Raw genomic sequence first — 19823 nt, 5'->3', positions numbered from 1 at the left:
AACGGCGGCCAACTATCCATAAATGTCCGATAAGTCTCACTAACATTCAGCGGAGAAAAGCGTTCCGCTGAATGAAGTTTCGCTTTACCTCGGGGGGTATTGTGCCATTTGGCTGCCATTACCGTATGGGTATTCATAGTTCAGTTCTTCATCAAATGTCACATAATCCAAATAGATCATTAAGAGCAGGTATCTTCTGCCTGTTTGCGGGTCACGCAATATGATGTGATCTCTTCCGGCTGCTTCAACGACTCCTCGAAAAACTCTAGCGTTCCACTCTTCATTATTTTCAAACGTCATGTAAACCGTCGCACGTTTTCCTTCGTTTAACCGTAAAATATTTTCAATGTACGATTGTTCCATTGGCAGCATACCCGGGACGTCCTGTGTCTGTGCCTGCTGCTGTTGCTGCTGGGTTTGCGGGGGTTGCGTTTCCTGCCGTGGATCGTAAACGGGATAATAAGCTGGAGATGATTGTGGGTAATAATAATATGGATAAGGATATCCCTGATAGTAGTTTGTGTACGGATAATTCGCATTGTTGTCTTTCTCACTCATGAAAAAACCTCCTGTAATGATTAATAAACTCTTGGACATTCAGACGAAGCAGGTGCGAAATAGCAGTGGGATTTAAATCTGCCGGTGTTCCACTGTCCAAACCACTGTTCCGGGCAATTGCCTTGTGGTCTGAAAAACCATAATGAATTGGTTGCAGGATGGAATCGTTCACCATTTATCACTCTTCTGGCAAGACGTATATCCTGCTGTCTCGCCCGCTGGTAAAAATACCTTTTTGCGTTGCCTCGAATCCGCCCGGGCTTTGAAAGACCATTCGTCTGACTGTATTAATATCTGTGAAATCCAAACAATCGGCAATGCCCCGGTTAACACCGGTATTCCCGACCATCAGCATGCCGAGCTGCCCATCACCTTCTGCCTCAGCGCGCATTAATCGTGCCAGCAATTTGACATCTTCTTCGGTATGTTGGATGACTGCCATAAAAAATGCCTCGTTTCTGTTGTGTCATGCTGTTTTGGTCTCCAAGATATATGTATGAACAGGAGGGGAAATTGATGACAGGTGCGGAGAAAAAAGTTTGCTATAATTTATGACAATTTCTGGACTGGCATTGTGTTTATTCTGAATCTAAATGGCTGGCAGTAATAAATTATGTTTGTAACTTAAGTCTGCAAAATACTATACAAACGTTAAAAGATATTCCACACAACATTAAAAAATGACCACCAAATTGATGGTCATTTTAACTTATATCTTTAATGTTTATGGAAGGTAACAAAACAGCGTTGGCTTTTTAAACCTGTAAGTACGAATCAATAGCCTCTTTCGCCAGATGATTGCCGACGTAAAATGCACCGAATTCGCCATAAAGCGCAGTCACCTCGTCAAAACGCATTTCATAAACGAGTTTTTTCAGCTGTAACACGTCATGGGCAAACAGGGTGACGCCCCATTCCCAGTCGTCAAAGCCAAATGATCCGGTAATAAACTGTTTTACTTCACCCGCATATTGACGACCGGTCTTAGAGTGCTCATACAACAGCCGCGTCCGTTCTTTAAAATCGAGTGAATACCAGTTCTCGTCTCCCTCACGCCGTTTGTCCATCGGGTAAAAGCACATATGCTCCCACTTTGGCAATATTGGATAAAGGCGTTCCCGTACCTTTGGATCATCCTCTGAACTGTTACCGCTATATTGCGACAGCTCTATAACGGAAACATACGAATAGGCCGGGCGCAGAAATTCGGCAAATTTTGATTTGTTGAATTCTGTTTCAATATCGGTCAGTTCGTTCATGGTTGGACGCAAAAACATGAACATCAAATCAGCTTTTTGACCGACCACCTTATAGAGAACATGACTCCCGTTTTCAGCCGCTTCGACTTCTTCCCATTTTGTCAGCAGGTTTTTGAATTCATCGATGGCTTCCTGTCTTTCTTCTGTGGATACCATTTTCCATGATGTCCAGTCGATGGTGCGCATGTCATGCAGGCAATACCAGCCATCCAATGTTTTAACTGCTTCAGCTGCCATAATAAATCTCTCCTTCATTGTCTATTTTTAAAACGTCATATCTGATGGTTGTCCATTAAGGGCTTTGACGATTCGGTGATTTGCTCCCGGTCGAGGCGACACCAAATCGTCAGCCTGGTAATTCCAATACGGTTTAACTATATCATATTTAGGGTAGGATAAGCATGAATTAAAATGCCTTGTCATGGTTCTGTCAAAAAGTATGTGTGACAATTGTTTTCAAGCGAACGTGATTCGTTTATTATAGAATATGGGAGGTGCTCGTTATGAGTAATCTTTTTGACCAGATAAAGGATCAATTAAAGAATGAAAATAAAACAATCGTTTTTCCGGAAGGGCGGGATAAACGGATTTTAACAGCTGCCAGTCAGTTGGGTGCTGCCGGGATCGTGAAACCGATATTGCTTGGTGATGCGGAAGAAATCAGGCAAAAAGCTGAATCCGCAGACGTTGACGTCACCTCGTGTGTGTTGATGGACCCGCATGATTATCCGGAGCCGGAATTTGACAGATGTTGAACGCCGCAAAGGAAAGGTAACCACTGATCAGGCACGTCAAGCCGCTGGATGAAATACTTGGGGACGATGCTTGTCTACATGAATCAGGCAGAACGGCTTGTGAGCGGCGCAACCCATTCAACCGCTGATACGGTACGACCTGCATTGCAAATCATTAAAACAAAAGACGGCATAAGAAAACATCCGTGTCTATCATGGTCGCAATGATGAAAAATATGTTCGCTGACTGCGATCATATGAATCCTGATAGCCAGATTTGGCCGGAAATTGCCGTGAAAGTGCGAAATACAGCCAAACTGTCGATGTTGACCCACGGATTGCTATGCTCAGCTTTCCACGAAAGGATCGGCTGAGTCAGAAGAAACTGAGAAAGTGGTCGAAGCGCTCAATTTGGCAGGAAAGATCCATCACTCGTATTGATGTGAATTCAGTTTGGATGCAGCATTCGTGCCGGAGCGTTGCCGCGAAAAAAAGCACCCCGATTCTGACATCAAAGGGTGGACGCCAACGTCTCATTTTCCAAGTCTTGAATCAGGGGAACATCGGTTATAAAATTGCTCAGCGGCTTGTGAATTTGAGGCAGTCGCCCAATTTGCAAAGGGCTGAACAAGCCAGTTAATGATCTGTCACGCGGTGCAGTTGGCAGAGGATGTATAATCTGGCAATGGTAACCAGCAGCACAAGTTAAAACGAGTGTAGAAGAGCGTACAATCAGGACTGTGCGCTCTTCTGTTAGATAGAAAGACGATAAGTCGGAAACCGATAACTAACCATTCATATTGGAGGAGATGAGAGTATGGCGATTTGCACATGATGCTTTGAAGGGGAAACACGCTCTGGTTACTGGGCAACAGGCCGGTATGGCTCTAAACCGCAAAAAGTACTTGCTGAGATGGAGCGTCCATCACAGTGACCGGCAGACGCCAGAATAGCTGAACGATCTTGCAGCCGAGATCATCAGACTGTGCCAGATGCTCACATAATTCATACATACAGCAGATCTCGGAAGGAAGAAGAGCGGAAAGACTTGTAGAACAGTGCTGAAAAAGCATGCGGACCGATTTCGATGCTTGTCAATAATGCCGGCATCAGGCGGCGGCCCTGTTGAACAGCTTGGGCAGGAAGATTGGAACGGTAATGCATCTGAATTACACATCAACCGTTCTGTTAACCCAATTAATTTATGAATCAATGAAACAGCAGAAAAAAGGTGCTATTGTCAATGTCACATCATTGTCAGTCTTGCGTGTACTTACGGCGGACCGCTTATGCCGGTCGAAATTTGCATGACCGGCTCACACATGCAATGGCTTTGGAAGCAATGAACATGGCGTGCGGTGAATGCTGTCAGTCCCGGTTTGTGATACGAAATGGAAGAGCCTCTGCCTCAGAAAAGCGGACCGGCAAGACCGTACACGTCAAAGTGATTAAAGGATTCCAATCCATCAGGACGTATGACCAGCCCAAGTGAAGTTGCCAATACCATCGCCTTTTTATTAACGGATGCTGGAGCAAATATTGTGGGAGAATCTGTGAAAATATCCGGTGGCAGTGTTTTGCGTTAATAGTAGTGGGATTCTCCAGTGGTGATATAATGAATATTGCTAAGCATGTTCGGAACAGCACCAACATGGGCGTGAAAATCAAATCATGAGCTCGAGAAAGGGTGGGGTGGCACCAGAACATGGGCACGTCTGCTGCAGACATGAGCGCGACCAGCTTAACATGGGCTCGCCGGACGTCAATATGGGCGTGAAACGGAAAACATGGGCCGGTCGAACGTCAACATGGGCGCGAGGAGGAAAACATGGGCCAGAAATCCAAAACATGGGCTCGCCGGACGTCAACATGGGCGTGAAAATGAAAACATGGGCCAGAAAACCAAAACATGTGCCGGTCGAACGTCAATATGGGCGCGAGGAGGAAAACATGGGCCGGAAATCCAAAACATGGGCCTGCCGGACGTCAACATGGGCGTGAAAATGAAAACATGGGCCAGAAAACCAAAACATGTGCCGGTCGGACGTCAATATGGGCGCGAGGAGGAAAACATGGGCCAGGAAACCAAAACATGGGCTCGCCGGACGTCAACATGGGCGTGAAACGGAAAACTTGGGCCGGAAGCACATATTTTGGGCGTGAAAACTGAAATATGGGCGGGATCATCAAATCGTCAACGGATAACGATAATCTGGATAAGAATAAACCCGAAGATTAAACGTCAAAATGCTACATGAATTGTTGATAGAATGACCTGATTATCTGCTGTCATGATAAGAATGTAAAATCATCACAAAAAATACCTTGCATTACAAGATATTTAAATATACAATACTTATATACCTTGCAATGCAAGATATATAAGTGAGGTGAAATGCCTTTGTCAACAACACAAATGATGAAAGGGATTCTGGATGGCTGTCTGCTGGCGATCATTAAGGACAGGGAAGTGTACGGTTATGAGTTGGCTGAACAGCTGGAATTGTATGGATTCGACTCCTTAAGTGAAGGGACAATTTACCCGCTTTTACTTAGGATGCAGAAAGAGGAGCTCGTGACATCCACCCGGAAAAAATCAACAGCCGGGCCGAAAAGGAAGTATTATTCGCTGACAACAAAAGGCGAACAGGAATTAGAGCAGTTTATCCAGCGGTGGGACGGTTTACAGGGGAATGTCAATCGCGTGCTGAAACATGAAACCGAATCCGATCAAATTCAGGAAAGGGGATGAGCGTATGAATGCAAAATCAAAACTGTCCGCAAAGAGCAGGAGATTTATAGAAGATTTGCGCGTTTATTTATTTTCCAGCGGCAAGTACGCAGACGAAATAGATGAAATCGTCGAGGAATTGGAAGTCCATTTGCTGGAAGCGGAGACAAACGGAAAATCGATCGGGAAAGTTGTCGGCCGTTCGCCACAGGAATATATGGAACAGCTGTCAGATGAAATGCCGGTTGATTACAAATCGTGGATTAAGTACATCGTGATCATTATCCTGGGAGCATTTTCGTTCACCATAGCCAATGATCTGATGGAAGGAACACTGTCCTATTCATTGCTTGAACTGATCGGACATGTTGTCATCGGCGGTATTTTTATAGCCGGTACGTTCACTGCGTTTAAATACATCGCTGCGAATCAGCTTTCTAAGCGGAAAGAGATTGGTGTGCTGTCTGCATTGGCTTTCGTTCCACTCGCTTTGTTTTTCGGGTTGATTTATTTAAACCGTGCTGTTGAAACGCCAGTGATTCACTTTGACACAATGGGAACGGTTTTGACTGCAGTTATAACAGGTGTTTTTCTGTTCGGCGTCTCCTGGTGGGCTAAGACATGGGTAGTACCGATTATTTTGGCGCTTTTAATATTGCCAGAACCCCTGCTTGGGATGACTGCTATGGATCAGAAGACGATGCTTGTTTTAAGCGCATTTATCAGTTTTGGCGGTGTAGGGATTTATCTGTTAATTGTCAGTAAAATGGATAAAGCATCGTAATGGTGGAGATTTGCAGGGGCCTTTCACGGCGAAATTGAATTGGAGTAGAAGACGGACATAAATCGCGCGAGATTACGAGTATGGGCCAGAAAACCAAAACATGTGCCGGTCGGACGTCAATATGGGCGCGAGGAGGAAAACATGGGCCAGGAAACCAAAACATGGGCTCGCCGGACGTCAACATGGGCGTGAAAATGAAAACATGGGCCAGAAAACCAAAACATGTGCCGGTCGGACGTCAACATGGGCGCGAGAGCTGAAACATGGGCCAGAAAACCAAAACATGGGCTCGCCGGACGTCAATATGGGCGTGAAACGGAAAACATGGGCCGGAAAACCAAAACATGTGCCTGCCGGACGTCAACATGGGCGTGAAAATGAAAACATGGGCCGGAAAACCAAAACATGGGCTCGCCGGACGTCAACATGGGCGCGAAAATGAAAACATGGGCCAGAAAACCAAAACATGGGCCAGAAAACCAAAACATGGGCTCGCCGGACGTCAACATGGGCGCGAGAGGGAAAACATGGGCCGGAAAACCAAAACATGAGCCCGTCAAACATCACATGAGCGCGAAAAGCACACTTCATCCGGAGCGGCTTAATGGCAAGAAAATGTATGAACTACTGCATCCCGGCGACATCCTCATTCCGCTTCACCATCTGCTTATAGCGCTTTTCAAACTGCACCAGCTCGTCGTCAGAAAAATCGTCGGTCACAATTTGGTCGCTCACAGCGTCCAGTGCAAGCAGCACACGCTGTTTCATGTCATCAACCGTCAATTCCACACGAAGCAGTTCCGCGAGCGAAGCCATGACTGATGGATTTACGTCCGGATAATCAAATTTCGTTTCTTCGCCTTTTCGGGCAATATCATAAAAATCCCTGATCAGCTGTGCGCGTTCCCGGTCCTTTCCCTCGACGTCCAAATAGATTTGGATGGCCGCTCCATCCTTGACACGGCGCTGCGAAATACCGGCAAATTTTCGCCCGCCAATGCTCAAGTCATAATCACCGGGGCAATACGATCCGACGATTTCATATGCTTCAATGTCATCCGTTAAATCCTGCAATGTGTAGCGGATAAAGCTTACCATGGCCTCATAGCAGTCATAAATTGATATCCCTTTCACATTGGGCAGAACGAGTGAAATGTTCAATACACCAGCATCGAGCGCAACAGCCAGGCCGCCGGAATTTCGCACCATCGTATAATAGCCGCGTTCAGACAGCAGCTGCACACCTTCTTCCAAATATGGCAGCCGTGAATCAGGAATACCCAGTACGACTGTGTCCGGATGCACCCAAAGCCGGAGTGCGGGATCAGCATTCTCACCGCGGGTAAACAGTGCAAGTACATCATCGACAGCAAACGACGTCAGAGCTGTATATGATTTTCCGTGGAAATATTTTTTTTCTGAGTGGTCAAGATAGCGAAATTGCCGGTGAGCGACCACATCTCTCCAATTTTTCATCTGTTTTCACCTTTGATTAAACCTTTCATCCTTAGGGTAACTATTATATAATAAATCATAACATTGTCGAATAGGAACGGGTTGAAAAATGCCATATAAAGACGAACAATTACATGAGGAAAAAGTTTTTAAAGATCCGGTGCACCGGTATGTCCATGTCCAGGACCGGGTCATCTGGGATCTGATTGCCACACCTGAATTTCAGCGATTAAGGCGGATCAAGCAGCTGGGCACATCCTATCTGACATTCCACGGTGCTGAGCATAGCCGCTTTAATCATTCACTCGGCGTTTATGAAATTATCCGGCGTATCATAGGCAATTTCGAAAACCGCGATGACTGGAATGATGATGAGCGATTGCTTTGCCTGTGTGCGGCACTCTTGCATGATTTGGGACACGGACCGTTTTCACACTCATTTGAAAAAGCCTTTAAATTGGATCACGAACATTTCACACAGCAGATTATACTGGGTGATACACACATACATAAAATTCTTGAACGGGTGGAGACGGGATTTTCACGAAAAGTTGCTGATGTGATTGATAAGACCTATGAAGATAAACTGGTCGTCAGTCTCATTTCCAGCCAGATTGATGCAGATCGGATGGACTACCTGCAGCGGGATGCTTATTTCACAGGAGTCAGCTACGGCCATTTTGATATGGAACGGATACTGCGTGTGATGCGCCCGATTGAGGACCAGGTTGTGATCAAATCAAGTGGCATGCATGCGGTTGAGGACTATATTATGAGCCGTTATCAGATGTACTGGCAAGTTTACTTTCACCCGGTTACACGCAGTGCCGAGGTCATTTTGTCAAAAATCCTCCATCGTGCCAAGTATTTGTTTGAAAACAATTATACATTCAAATTAAAACCGTTTCATTTCACTTCATTTTTTAAAGAAGATGTCGGCCTTACGGATTATCTGAAGCTGGATGAGTCGATTGTCTTCTATTACTTTCAGCTTTGGCAGGAGGAGGACGACGCTATACTCAGGGATTTGTGCGAACGTTTCATGAACCGCCGCCTGTTTAAGTATATTGAGTTTAATCCGAACCTGCAGATGAAGGAATGGAAGGAGCTTTCACAGCTGTTTGAGGAGGCCGGAATTAATCCGGACTATTATTTGGAAGTCGATTCATCATCAGACCTGCCGTATGATTTTTACCGGCCGGGTGAAGAGGATGAGCGCTTGCCGATTAATTTGCTGTTGCCTGACGGGAGGTTGAAGGAGCTGTCCCGGAACTCGGACATTGTTGAGGCCATATCCGGCAAAAAGCGCACAGATCATAAGCTGTATTTTCCGGGCGATTTGCTGGCGGGACTTCATAATAACGACCCGGTCAAACAACGCATTATGGAACTGTTAAATCTTGAACAATCGAAAGGAGAGGGAAAAAATGCTGACTAATCATGCGAAACTCATGCACTTTTTTTCAGCAGCAAATGACATAACCGGACGGAAAAAAATGCAAAAAATGATCTATATTCTGCAAAAATGCCACGTTCCATTTGAAGAAAAATACCAATTTCATTTTTATGGCCCTTATTCGGATGAACTTTCATTACGGGTTGAGGAACTGTGTGATCTCGGGTTTATCTCCGAGGAAAAGGAAATGAAAAGCAATTATGTCCAATATCATTATCAGATTACCGGTGATGGGAAAGCTTTTTTAGACCAGTTTCAAATTGAAATGCCGGATATGACAGAGAAGATTGAGTTGCTGAAGGCGAAAAGTTCACGGTTTCTCGAGCTTGTTTCAACGATGCTTTATTTTGAAGGGCAGCCGGCAGATGAAATCGTGAAAAAAATCCATACAGTCAAGCCGAAGCAAAACTATACCGACTCGGAAATAGATGAAGCATTTGAATACATTACGCAAATAAGGCTTGTGCAGTAACCTTTGAATGAAAAGTGTTCAAATGATATGCTACAATAAGAGCCAATATAGACTAGGAGGGTTCTTGTAATGGCAGATCAATCTTCCAACCAGCAGAAGACTAATAAATTTACGATTATAAAAGACGATCCAAACGATGGACATGACGGTTATGGCATCGGCTCGATCAGTCTTGAAAATATGTCATCGGTGATTGTTGACCCGAATGAAGGCCAAGCTTATGTCGACATGGAAGCGATGCATGCCCGAAGTGCTGTTGAGCGGCGTGTAAAATTCCAGAATGACAGAGAAGTTGTAGCGAACGGCAAACGCTATTGGATTGTCTGGGTAACGGTGGAAAAAGGTCAAAACGGGCCGTATTTTGCAGGTGTAGGCGGGAGTGAACTCCTGGTTGACCGGTCGATCAAACGTGCTTACAAATCGATGCCGGAGCATGTTAAACATATGGAAAAATCCTTAAAAGGACAAATCGTCGTTGAACATATGGACGATCACTCCAAAAAACTGCTGCATGATTTCCTGGCTGATTTTGAAGGCGGCGATATGTGGAAAAATTCCACTGATGAACTGAAAAATGCGTTAAATGTTGAGTGATCTGTTATTCAGCGGTAATTTTTCCTGCTGATAGACTTTGAATTTTTTGTGACTTATTTATGAACAATTCATTAAAATCTTGTACTTTAAACAGTGAATTTGTAAAATATGTATACATGGGCTAACTCATGAATTACTAGGACACAAAAAGGGCTGACCCGTCACAGAGGGTCAGCCCTTTTTGTATTGCTATTGGATTTGTGGTTTGGCTTCAGCCTAGGAGTCTTGGACAAAAGTTTTCTTTAAAAAAACGCCCGGGTTTTCATTTTGGCTTGTTTAATGTAAGAATTAGAGGACATTTAAAAAAGGCACACCAAATAAGCTTCACTATGTATTTTAATTTCTTGAAGCGAAAACGTTATTCACCTCCTCTCATTAAGTCTGCTTTATTAGCCGGTATCCTTGTATAATGTTCCTTCTGGTGGACGTTTCATGATACGACGGACTGTAAAGTAGACTTTCCACGATTTCCGGATATTGTGCATGAACGCAGTGCAATTTGAATCACCGTGAAAGCATTGTCCATCCCCACGTCCATGCATCTGTTCCCACTCATCCTGCACTTGAATGTTGCCCATACCAGGTTCCGGGACGCTTTTCTCTGTTTCAGAATTCTTTACCTTTCTCACTGTCAGCCTCGCTTTCGCTTCTTCCCTGATAGGGTCATTTCCATATCCCTTTCTATTTTCCGAATTACCGTCTTTTGCTTTCGTACAGTGCGGGCTAAGCGGCAGGACTGGCAGGCTTCTTTTATTGCTGTATTCTCCAATCTTTCCCTGATTTCTTTGTTTCTGCCGTGAAAGCATCTGGCCCTCTGGGCATGTGTAGTATCACTCTGTGCATCCATACGCAAAACTTTATCCTTGGCATACGGGATTTCGCTACGGCGTACGAGGCATAAAAGTCCGTCCCTTTCCTTCTCATTGAAAGCAATTATTATTGGCTGAGAAAAAACGGCATCGGCGCCGGCTTGTATGTCTTTTAACGAGCCGCACATTTCCGCCATGTTCCAACGTTGTTGTAAACCCCAAGTGATCGGAAGCATTGTTGCTTGTATGTGCACCAAGGATAATATGCGCTTTGACATCAACCAGGCGAGAATGTTGTAAACATTGCTGCACACCATGGTTTCGTAAGCATGGATACTTGAATCTGGATCTGTAAAATTGATTTGTTTCCTGGTGGATCTTTTTATTCCCATTTTCCTCTTGCCACTTTTTGCTCCAGTTGTGTTTGCCTGTTCCCATCGTGTGAAGTATCCTGTGTAAATGCGACGTCGTCAAGACATCCACTGTCAGTTCAAATGATTCCGCTGGGCACATCATTTAAACAGGCAACTGGATTTTAACCACTTCTTCATCGTAACCATGCTTCGTTTCGTTTCCTCTACCTCTGAATCGAGGTTGAATACCCTGCTGTCCTTTGTTGTAATTCTGATTGATGCTGTTTCCGCAAAAGACGCTGCACTTGCTCCGCCTGTTTCATGTTATACAAAGCTTTTCAGCTTATGGTCCGGCATCTGCTCCACTCATCTATGTATGGTTTAATAACGTCATATAATGCTTCCATATCGTTTGTTGGCGAATCGATTTTCTTTGTCAGTGCCTCATAAAACTCCATCGCTTTGTGCTTCGAGGCATTGGCTTTGACTTGTACCATCAAATATGCATGCGTTGTCGCCAATCAGACAACCCTCACAGATTCCAATGACTTGAATGAAAAGGCGTCCCACTTCAGCCAAAAGGAGCATCTATCGTTCGTTCTACTGTTTTATAACTTTGGCATACGCATGCCGGATAATATCCACTGTGCGCCAATACTTGTCCTCGGCAAACCGACAGATCTTCTGAGCTGCATAATGTCCATGGTACATGGCGTAAAAAATAACAGCCGTACGATACGGCGGGGTGTAAGGTGGCGCCCCATTCGTAAGCGTTCATAGTAGTCAGATCCAACTCCTCTGCCAAAGTACGAAAAGAACCGGCAGCATGTGGCTTATGTTCAATCTTGTCCTGTAATAATCCTGGAAAAGAACAATCTGATTAGGGGCATCGGGGTTTCGTTGTGCCATTTAATCTTCTCCTCGTTTTTGAGATTCCAACGAAGAGTGGCTAAACTGTGGCGTTTTTAAACAAAATAAGGTACAATGAAATCAAAGCACTCTTCGTTGGTTTGTTTTTCTCTCAAAAAACATTGTACCATTAAAAGAGTGCTTTTTCTATGGTTAAAACCTTATAAACCCTGCATTGAAAGGGTATTAGGCGATTTCATCCAAAGCATATTTAAAGCAATTTTAATCAATTATCGAATATACATTATTTTACATAAATTACGGCATACTTCTGTCCAAGGCTCCTAGGGAACGCCCTCGCGGCTCAATCAAAACAGCACATCAAACACGCGTTCAAATAACCCTTGATCATCTTCCTCTTGATCATTCCCGTTCTCGTTGTCCTCCTGCTGCTCCTCTTCATCATGCATATGGATGGTACAGTGTTCCTCAGGTTCATTCCCTTCTTTAAAATACATAAACTCGGCTTGTGTTGCAATAAGTGTGCCCGTTTGCCGCTCCGGATCAATCGCAACGCCAACAACCCTGGTGGTACATCGAAGCGTTGGCTCATCAGCGTTGTCGTGTGCATCTTCCATAAACGAAGCCCAGATATCCTTGGCATAAGCTTCTTCGGCAGCCTTCGTGATTGGCTCGTTTCTGTCATACCCTGTCCAAACGCCTGTGACCAGTGACGGGCTGTATCCCATCATCCAGCTGTCTGTTTCGGTGGTACCGGACTTGCCGGCATATTTTCTGCTGAGCTGATCGGCAATGGAAGAGCCGGTTACAGCCATATACCCATCCAATGATTCATCAAACATCCCCGTCATCAGCTGGGTTAATACAAAGGTTGATTGCGGGTCCAGTACCTGTTCGCGCTCTTCATGCTCCCGTTCAAAAACGGTATCGCCATGTCTGTCCACAATTTTCGCGACTGTATGTCCTTCGATATCATAGCCGCCATTGGCCAGCATCCCGTATCCGGTGACCATATCCTCGACCGTTACTGCTGCAGAGCCTAATGCGAGGGAAGGGACGGCGGGCAGGTCACTGTTAAAGCCGAATGTTTCAGCTGTATTAACGAGTTGTTCCGGTCCAAGAAACAAATTCGTTTTAACAGCATATATATTGTCAGACAGGGCCAGAGCCTGGGCAAGGGGTATTTGCTCATTGGCATAATAACCGTTATAGTTGCTCGGCTGATAAACGTCACCATCTTCCAGTCTGAATGCGGTCGGTTTGCTCATCAGCATCGTCGTCGGTGTATAGCCGTTATTCAATGCTGCATAATATAAAAATGGCTTAAAAGCAGATCCCGGCATCCTTTCAGCATTAACTGCACGGTTGAACGGGCTGTCTGTATAGTCTTTGCCGCCGATTAAAGCCCGAATCCCGCCTGTTTCCGGGTTCATAGCCATGGCACCAATTTCGATCTCGCTTCCGGACTGGATAACGCTTTTCGTATTTTCCTCCATTTGATGCTGCAGCCCGGAATCAAGGGTTGTATAAATTTGATAGCCGCCCGAACGTACTTTTTCAGGATCAAGTTCCAAAATATTGGCTGTCTCTCTTAATACCTCATCCTGGAAATGGGGAGCGACTGACACACTTTCCCGCTCTTCCGGGTCAGTGAAAGCCAATTGTTCCCTGACAGCAAGGAAATAAGCCTGATCGGATATCTGATTGTTTTCCCGCATCAGGCTTAAAATCCGTTGTTGACGATTTTCGGCATTTTCCGGTTGATTAAATGGTGAGTAGTATGAAGGGCCTTTCGGAATAGCTGCCAGCATGGAAGATTCCGCCAATGTCAATTCGTTTGCTGATTTATCAAAAAAGTACCTGCTGGCTGCTTCCACTCCGTGTGCACCGTGCCCGTAATAAATCGTGTTCAAATAACCTTCGAGCAGCTCATCTTTCGTATAATACATTTCCAGCCTTACCGTATAAAACGCTTCCTTCAGTTTGCGTGCCCATGTTTTTTCGTGAGTCAAAAACAGATTACGGGCATATTGCTGGGACAATGTACTCGCACCTTCATCCAGTGACAAACTTTTGATATCAGAAACGGCTGCACCGACAATTCGCTGCAGGTCAAAACCGTTATGGTCGTAAAAATATTTATCCTCAATCGCCAGGGTTGCATCAATCAAATGTGGTGACATGTTTTCCAAGTCCACCCAATACCGGCTTTCTGTACCACTTTCTTCACCAATCATCTCGCCATCGATGCTGTAATAAATGGTGTTCTGATCATTGGTAAGCTGCGGCGGCCCCAATAGGAAACTGACAAAATAGACCCCGGCAAGCAGAAGCAGCCCTAATGCAAACAGCCCCAGCGGTATAAGGTAAAACAGCCGGTGCATATTCCCGTTTAAACGCAATAATGATTTCATAGCTTTTAGCCCCATTCACGAACATGTTCACTAGTTTCATTATGGGGAAAAATAATCGGAATTAAACTTGGGATGGTTTATTAAATGGTATAGACACATGAATTATTTTCAAAAAAACACCTGGACAGAATTAATACATTTTGGAAGTCATTTGAGTGGTCGGGTTATATTTATAAATGTTGCCCGGTTTATATATTGAAATCACTGGGCATTTATCGCTATAATAGGTTAATCATATCAAGCAGGAGCGATTTTGATGGATGGGAATTCGAAGCAAGTTGCTGTCGAACTCAAGACGGCTATTGATGATAATGGACAGATGGAATACAATACTATCAGGCAGACTGGCCGATTTTTTCAAACAGATACGATGGACGTTTTAACCTATAAAGAAAAAGCTGAAGATGAATCGCCCATCAAAAATATGGTGACGATTCATAAGGATAAAGTAACGGTTAAACGAACTGGACTAGTCAGTATGAATCAGCAATTCCGCGACCGGCAGACAACGGAAAATGTCTTTCAGCATCCGTATGGCAACATACATATGGAAACATTCACAAAAGCAATTAACTATCAGCCGTTGTCCGGGGAGCAAAACGGTTTTCTGAGAATTGACTATAACGTGAAGCTTAACGGAGCGGATGAACGCAAGCATCAGCTGACGTTAACGATTCGACATAAGGAGGATGCCTGATGAGCAATGCATTATCACAAATAGAAGAGACATTAAAACAGGAAATCACTGCAGCCGTCCTGAAAGCGGGTCTGGCCGGAGAGGATGTGCTCCCGGATGTGACGCTCGAAAAACCTAAAGAAAAAGCGCATGGTGATTTTGCAACAAACATTGCGATGCAGCTTGCACGGATCGCCAAAAAAGCACCAAGACAGATTGCAGAGGATATTGTGGCGGAACTGGATGAAGCTGAGGCAAATGTTGAAAAGATTGAGATTGCCGGACCCGGTTTCATCAATTTTTTCATGAAAAATGATTTTCTTGGTGAATTGATTCCGACGATTTTAGGAGCTGGAGATGCTTATGGACGCACAGATCATGGCCAGGGCGAAAAGGTCCAGGTTGAATTTGTATCCGTAAACCCGACCGGTGATTTGCATCTCGGTCATGCCCGGGGCGCAGCGTATGGTGATGTCTTTTGCAATGTCCTGGAAGCGGCGGGCTATGAGGTGCAGCGTGAATACTACATTAATGATGCCGGCAGCCAGATTGATAATTTGGCCCTGTCTGTTGAAACACGATACTTAGAAGCTCTCGGCCATGAAGCTGACATGCCTGAAGACGGATATCGCGGCGATGATATTGTCGCCATCGGCCATAAGTTAGCAGATGAGCACAGTGATAAGTGGGTTTATGCAGACAGACAGGAGCGTTTGGCCTTTTTCAAAGAATATGGCTTGAAGCACGCGCTTGGCAATCTGGAACAGGACTTGGCCGATTTCCGCGTTACCTTTGACAACTGGTTTTCAGAACAGTCCTTGTATGATAACAACAAGGTGGAAGAGGCTGTTCAGACATTGCGGGACGGCGGTTATGTCTATGAACAGGACGGAGCGACATGGTTCCGATCCACCGATTTTGGCGATGACAAAGACCGTGTGCTGATCAAGCAGGACGGCAACTACACATATTTGACACCGGATATCGCCTATCACAAAAATAAACTCGAACGCGGTTTTGATAAAATCATCAATGTATGGGGATCCGACCATCATGGCTATATATCCCGGATGCGTGCAGCGATTCAGGCACTTGGCTATCCTGCCGAAAAATTTGCTGTCGAAATTATTCAGACGGTCAGCCTGTTTGAGGGCGGCGAAAAAGTCCGTATGAGCAAACGGACCGGTAATGCGGTCGCATTGCGCGATTTGATGGAAGAAGTCGGTATTGACGCCACCCGTTATTTTTTTGTGATGCGCTCCAACGATACACAATTCGATTTTAATTTGGATCTGGCCCGTTCCCAGTCAAATGACAATCCGATTTACTATGTCCAGTACGCCCACGCCCGGATCTGTACAATGCTGGAGCAGGCGGAAGCGAAAGGCTTTTCTGCCAGCGGAGAGATTAACGCTGAACTTCTAACATCTGAAAAAGAAACAGACTTACTGAAAAAATTGGGCGAATTCCCACAGACAGTAGCTGATGCTGCCGAAAAATATGCACCGCATAAAGTGACGCAGTACGTATTTGATCTGGCCTCTCTCTTGCATAGCTTCTACAATGCGGAAAAAGTGCTCGATCCGGACAATCCGGCGTTAACGGAAGCACGTATCGGATTGATGAAAGCTGTACGGATCACACTGGCAAATGGTCTCGGGCTGATCGGGATCAGTGCACCGGTGAAAATGTAAATTTATCGAAACTTGCAGAGGTGACGAGCTTCTGCAAGTTTTTTCTCGCAGTGCGGCACGCCCGGGAAATGTGCTGGTTCGCGCGGAAATGGGGCGATTTCGCGCGATGATCACATTATTTCGCGCAGCTATCATGCAATTTCGCCCGGCGACGCCCTGATTTCGCGCAACAATGCTTCCAAATCGCGCGGCAGCACTGCGAAATCGCGCTGCTCCCTTATTAATTCACGCAACAACCGTCTGAACTCGCACGATACAGCCTTTAATCTGGAGTGCTGATCAACTTCACCAAGACACCTTCTTTTTACTACAATCGAAAAATCTTACTAAAAAGGGGCATAAATTTCTGAAAAAAATGTGCCCCTTTTTGCCCTTTCGTTTCGATTGTAATAGTGAAATAGTTTCTAAACTTTCTATAAATCTGTTGACTGAATGATCATTCATCATATAAAGTAATAGTAATAACATAAAAGTTTAGTGCTTGCATTTTTACCTCTCTTCCAGCTGGAAGTAAGTGATAAGGGTAATGGCAGCCAACTGACAATCAGCGGGAGAAGTATTCATAAATTGAAGCCAGACTTTATTTTCAAAATAATGCAATCGCTAACAAAATCCGTTATACTATAACAAAGGGGGAGCGAATGATGGACACATTGTTACTTATCAACTGGCTGGCATTTATAGCAATTGTCGCCTATGGGGTATACTTATTCGCTAAAGTCATTGCGACGCGTGTTTCCTATATTAAACTTGGAAAAAAATCCGAGTTTGACAGGGACTTTAAAGAGCGGTTCCGACGTATAGGGAAAATTGTTTTTGGCCAGTCCAAGCTGCTGAAGGATAAAAAGTCAGGCACGATTCATGTCATGATGTTCTATGGCTTTATACTCGTACAATTTGGTGCGATCGACATGTTTGTGAAAGGGTTGGCACCAGGCAGTCATTTGCCATTCGGGTTTTTTTATCCGGGGTTTACGTTTTTCCAGGAACTTGTAACCTTAATGATACTGGTAGCGGTAGTGTGGGCATTCTACCGCCGCTATGTAGAAAATCTTGTCCGTTTGAAGCGCGGTTTTAAAGCAGGACTTGTTCTATTGTTTATCGGGACATTGATGCTTTCTGTGCTGTTCGGAAATGGAATGGCGATCCTCTGGCATGGTGAAGCCCTGACATGGACAGAGCCGGTTGCCAGTTTAATAGCTTATGCCTTTGGATGGCTCACGCCTTCAGCTGCGGCCGCTATGTTCTACGTGTTCTGGTGGATTCACACTGTTGTGATCCTGGCGTTTTTAGTCTACGTGCCGCAATCCAAGCACGCACACCTGATTGCAGCGCCAATCAACGTGTTTTTGAGTAAACGCGTGCCAGGGAAGCTGAAGCCGATTAATTTTGATGTTGATGATGAAGAAAACGAAGATGAGATGTCATTCGGTGTTGGAAAAGTGGAAGACTTCGAACAGCATCAGATGATTGACTTTTATGCATGCGTTGAATGCGGACGCTGTACAGATGTCTGTCCCGCTTCAGGCACCGGTAAAATGCTCTCGCCGATGGATATCATGATCAAAGTCCGCGATCATCTAACGGAAAAAGGAGCAGCCGTCACAGGAAAGTCTGCATGGGTGCCGGAATATGCTTTTTCAAACACGAAAGGCAATTTGGGTGCTGCCGGCGCAAATGAGGCAGCTGCAGGCATGGAAAGCGTCAGCCTGATCGGTGATGTTATCACACAGGAAGAGCTTGAAGGCTGCACAACTTGCCGTGCGTGTGAAGATGCATGCCCGGTTATGAATGAGCACGTTGGCACGATTATCGATATGCGCCGTTATCTTGTTATGACAGAAGGTAAAATGGATCAGGATGCCCAGCGTGCGGTGATGAATATCGAACGTCAAGGCAATCCTTGGGGACTTTCCAAAAAAGACCGCATCAAATGGCGCGAGCAGGATGAGGATGCGTATATCCCAACGGTTAAAGAGCTGAAAAAAGAAGATAAAGATTTTGAATATCTTTTCTGGGTAAGCTCAATGGGATCATTTGACAACCGCAGTCAAAAAATTGCGCTTGCGTTTGCCAAATTGATGAACCAGGCAGGCATCAGTTTTGCTATTCTTGGAAATAAGGAACAAAACTCCGGTGATACGGCACGCCGTATTGGCAATGAGTTTTTATTCCAGGAAATCGCTGAGAAAAATATTAAAGAATTTGAGAAAAACGATGTTAAGAAGATTGTTACGATTGACCCGCACGCGTATAATATATTTAAGAATGAATATCCTGATTTTGGTTTTGAAGCAGAAGTTTATCACCATACGCAAATGCTGTATGATCTGGTGATGAACGGTAAACTGAAGCCGCAGCGTGAAATCAATCAGAAGCTTACGTATCATGACTCCTGTTATTTAGGGCGTTACAACGGCGTTTATGATCCGCCGCGTGAGATTCTGAAGTCAATTCCGGGACTTGATTTGGTCGAGATGAATCGCAGCAGGGAAAATGGTATGTGCTGTGGTGCCGGCGGCGGTCTAATGTGGACAGAAGACACAACAGGCAACCGCATTAACGTCGCACGGACCGAACAGGCAATGGAAACGGAATCAACGATGATATCCAGTGCATGCCCATTTTGTCTGACAATGCTGAGTGATGGGACGAAAGCAAAAGAGGTTGAAGAAGATATCAGTACCATGGATGTTGCTGAGATTCTGGCATTGTCCGTACTTGTGGAAGATGAACAGAAAACGGCTTAATACAGGTGCTTTGATTTTGAAATGCGAAAGCTCGCAGAATGGATTTACAATTCGCGCGGCAAATCACCAAAATCGCTTGCCCTTCATCTGATGTCGTGCAGCGCCATTTCCGTTTCGCGCGATGTGAAATTCGATTTCGCACAACGCAGCTTCGAATTCGCGCAGAAGGAGCACCGAAACAATCAACCATTGAGATAGCAAGTCAGTCTAAATA

At 44.9% G+C, this 19823-nt stretch carries 18 protein-coding genes and 4 pseudogenes; 15 read left to right on the top strand and 7 right to left on the bottom strand.

All coding sequences use genetic code 11. From position 1 onward, the window contains the following. Nucleotides 1-84: 84 nt before the first annotated feature. The 3 genes and pseudogenes from gerQ to hemQ all read right to left on the bottom strand — a co-directional run bounded on the left by gerQ (nucleotide 85) and on the right by hemQ (nucleotide 2054). Complete coding sequence (gerQ, locus tag Len3610_RS13840) at nucleotides 85-558, bottom strand: spore coat protein GerQ (protein ID WP_176448474.1); 474 nt, start codon at nucleotides 556-558, stop codon at nucleotides 85-87. A gap of 20 nt (nucleotides 559-578) precedes the next feature. Next, nucleotides 579-1000, bottom strand: a pseudogene (locus Len3610_RS13835) (cell wall hydrolase). Between the two features lie 313 nt (nucleotides 1001-1313). Then, the gene (gene hemQ, locus Len3610_RS13830) at nucleotides 1314-2054 is read right to left on the bottom strand and encodes a hydrogen peroxide-dependent heme synthase (RefSeq protein ID WP_176448473.1); all 741 of its coding nucleotides are present in this window, start codon (nucleotides 2052-2054) and stop codon (nucleotides 1314-1316) included. A 266-nt stretch (nucleotides 2055-2320) separates the two neighbouring features. Between hemQ and Len3610_RS21140 the strand changes: the two are divergent. From Len3610_RS21140 to Len3610_RS13795, 9 genes and pseudogenes are all read left to right on the top strand, one after another. Then, nucleotides 2321-2779: pseudogene (locus Len3610_RS21140) on the top strand (phosphate acyltransferase). Between the two features lie 115 nt (nucleotides 2780-2894). Then, nucleotides 2895-3191, top strand: a complete 297-nt coding sequence (locus tag Len3610_RS21885; protein ID WP_369693696.1) for a hypothetical protein — start codon at nucleotides 2895-2897, stop codon at nucleotides 3189-3191. Between the two features lie 485 nt (nucleotides 3192-3676). After that, the gene (locus Len3610_RS13820; protein WP_176448472.1) at nucleotides 3677-3862 is read left to right on the top strand and encodes an SDR family NAD(P)-dependent oxidoreductase; all 186 of its coding nucleotides are present in this window, start codon (nucleotides 3677-3679) and stop codon (nucleotides 3860-3862) included. Nucleotides 3863-4017: 155 nt separating this feature from the next. Further along, nucleotides 4018-4137: pseudogene (locus tag Len3610_RS21465) on the top strand (SDR family NAD(P)-dependent oxidoreductase); the annotation flags it as partial. A gap of 106 nt (nucleotides 4138-4243) precedes the next feature. Continuing rightward, nucleotides 4244-4552 (top strand): hypothetical protein, encoded by a 309-nt coding sequence (locus tag Len3610_RS13810; RefSeq protein WP_176448470.1) that lies wholly within the window; start codon nucleotides 4244-4246, stop codon nucleotides 4550-4552. After that, nucleotides 4543-4674: a hypothetical protein gene (locus tag Len3610_RS21135; protein WP_255259628.1), complete on the top strand. Its 132-nt coding sequence runs from the start codon at nucleotides 4543-4545 to the stop codon at nucleotides 4672-4674. The genes Len3610_RS13810 and Len3610_RS21135 overlap by 10 nt, the downstream gene beginning before the upstream one ends. A 278-nt stretch (nucleotides 4675-4952) precedes the next feature. Further along, nucleotides 4953-5303 (top strand): PadR family transcriptional regulator, encoded by a 351-nt coding sequence (locus Len3610_RS13805; protein WP_176448469.1) that lies wholly within the window; start codon nucleotides 4953-4955, stop codon nucleotides 5301-5303. A 4-nt stretch (nucleotides 5304-5307) separates the two neighbouring features. Further along, a complete protein-coding gene (locus Len3610_RS13800; RefSeq protein ID WP_176448468.1) occupies nucleotides 5308-6066 on the top strand; it encodes an HAAS domain-containing protein in 759 nt (252 codons plus the stop codon). 100 nt (nucleotides 6067-6166) lie between these two features. Further along, nucleotides 6167-6508, top strand: a complete 342-nt coding sequence (locus Len3610_RS13795; protein WP_176448467.1) for a hypothetical protein — start codon at nucleotides 6167-6169, stop codon at nucleotides 6506-6508. Nucleotides 6509-6690: 182 nt separating this feature from the next. Here the strand turns inward: Len3610_RS13795 and Len3610_RS13790 are convergent, their stop codons facing one another. Beyond that, nucleotides 6691-7542 carry a lipoate--protein ligase family protein gene (locus Len3610_RS13790; protein WP_176448466.1) on the bottom strand — a complete coding sequence of 284 codons (852 nt, stop codon included), beginning with the start codon at nucleotides 7540-7542 and terminating at the stop codon, nucleotides 6691-6693. Between the two features lie 88 nt (nucleotides 7543-7630). Between Len3610_RS13790 and Len3610_RS13785 the strand changes: the two genes are divergently transcribed. The 3 genes from Len3610_RS13785 (at nucleotide 7631) to Len3610_RS13775 (ending at nucleotide 10043) form a co-directional block, all read left to right on the top strand. Continuing rightward, nucleotides 7631-8959, top strand: a complete 1329-nt coding sequence (locus Len3610_RS13785) for an HD domain-containing protein (RefSeq protein ID WP_176448465.1) — start codon at nucleotides 7631-7633, stop codon at nucleotides 8957-8959. Further along, on the top strand, nucleotides 8949-9449 hold the full coding sequence (locus Len3610_RS13780) for a YwgA family protein (protein WP_176448464.1): 501 nt from the start codon (nucleotides 8949-8951) through the stop codon (nucleotides 9447-9449). The genes Len3610_RS13785 and Len3610_RS13780 overlap by 11 nt, the downstream gene beginning before the upstream one ends. Nucleotides 9450-9518: 69 nt before the next feature. After that, the gene (locus Len3610_RS13775) at nucleotides 9519-10043 is read left to right on the top strand and encodes a YwhD family protein (protein ID WP_176448463.1); all 525 of its coding nucleotides are present in this window, start codon (nucleotides 9519-9521) and stop codon (nucleotides 10041-10043) included. A 389-nt stretch (nucleotides 10044-10432) separates the two neighbouring features. Here Len3610_RS13775 and Len3610_RS13770 read toward each other — a convergent pair. The 3 genes and pseudogenes from Len3610_RS13770 to Len3610_RS13760 all read right to left on the bottom strand — a co-directional run. After that, a pseudogene (locus Len3610_RS13770) lies at nucleotides 10433-10855 on the bottom strand (hypothetical protein); the annotation flags it as partial. A 688-nt stretch (nucleotides 10856-11543) separates the two neighbouring features. After that, on the bottom strand, nucleotides 11544-11726 hold the full coding sequence (locus Len3610_RS13765) for a hypothetical protein (RefSeq protein ID WP_176448461.1): 183 nt from the start codon (nucleotides 11724-11726) through the stop codon (nucleotides 11544-11546). Nucleotides 11727-12422: 696 nt separating this feature from the next. Then, a complete protein-coding gene (locus Len3610_RS13760) occupies nucleotides 12423-14489 on the bottom strand; it encodes a transglycosylase domain-containing protein (RefSeq protein WP_176448460.1) in 2067 nt (688 codons plus the stop codon). A 256-nt stretch (nucleotides 14490-14745) separates the two neighbouring features. On the opposite strand from Len3610_RS13760, the gene Len3610_RS13755 reads away from it, so the two are divergent. The 3 genes from Len3610_RS13755 (at nucleotide 14746) to Len3610_RS13745 (ending at nucleotide 19609) form a co-directional block, all read left to right on the top strand. Continuing rightward, nucleotides 14746-15186: a YwiB family protein gene (locus tag Len3610_RS13755; protein ID WP_176448459.1), complete on the top strand. Its 441-nt coding sequence runs from the start codon at nucleotides 14746-14748 to the stop codon at nucleotides 15184-15186. Further along, nucleotides 15186-16859, top strand: coding sequence for an arginine--tRNA ligase (gene argS / locus Len3610_RS13750; RefSeq protein WP_176448458.1), 1674 nt, complete (start codon nucleotides 15186-15188; stop codon nucleotides 16857-16859). Before Len3610_RS13755 ends, argS begins: the two co-directional genes overlap by 1 nt. A 644-nt stretch (nucleotides 16860-17503) precedes the next feature. Further along, nucleotides 17504-19609, top strand: coding sequence for a heterodisulfide reductase-related iron-sulfur binding cluster (locus Len3610_RS13745; RefSeq protein ID WP_176449684.1), 2106 nt, complete (start codon nucleotides 17504-17506; stop codon nucleotides 19607-19609). Nucleotides 19610-19823 lie beyond the last annotated feature (214 nt).

This window comes from Lentibacillus sp. CBA3610, assembly GCF_013373365.1.
Lineage (GTDB): Bacteria > Bacillota > Bacilli > Bacillales > Amphibacillaceae > Lentibacillus.
Note: the sequence above shows the minus strand (reverse complement) of the source record. Positions and strands in the feature narration are given on the sequence as shown.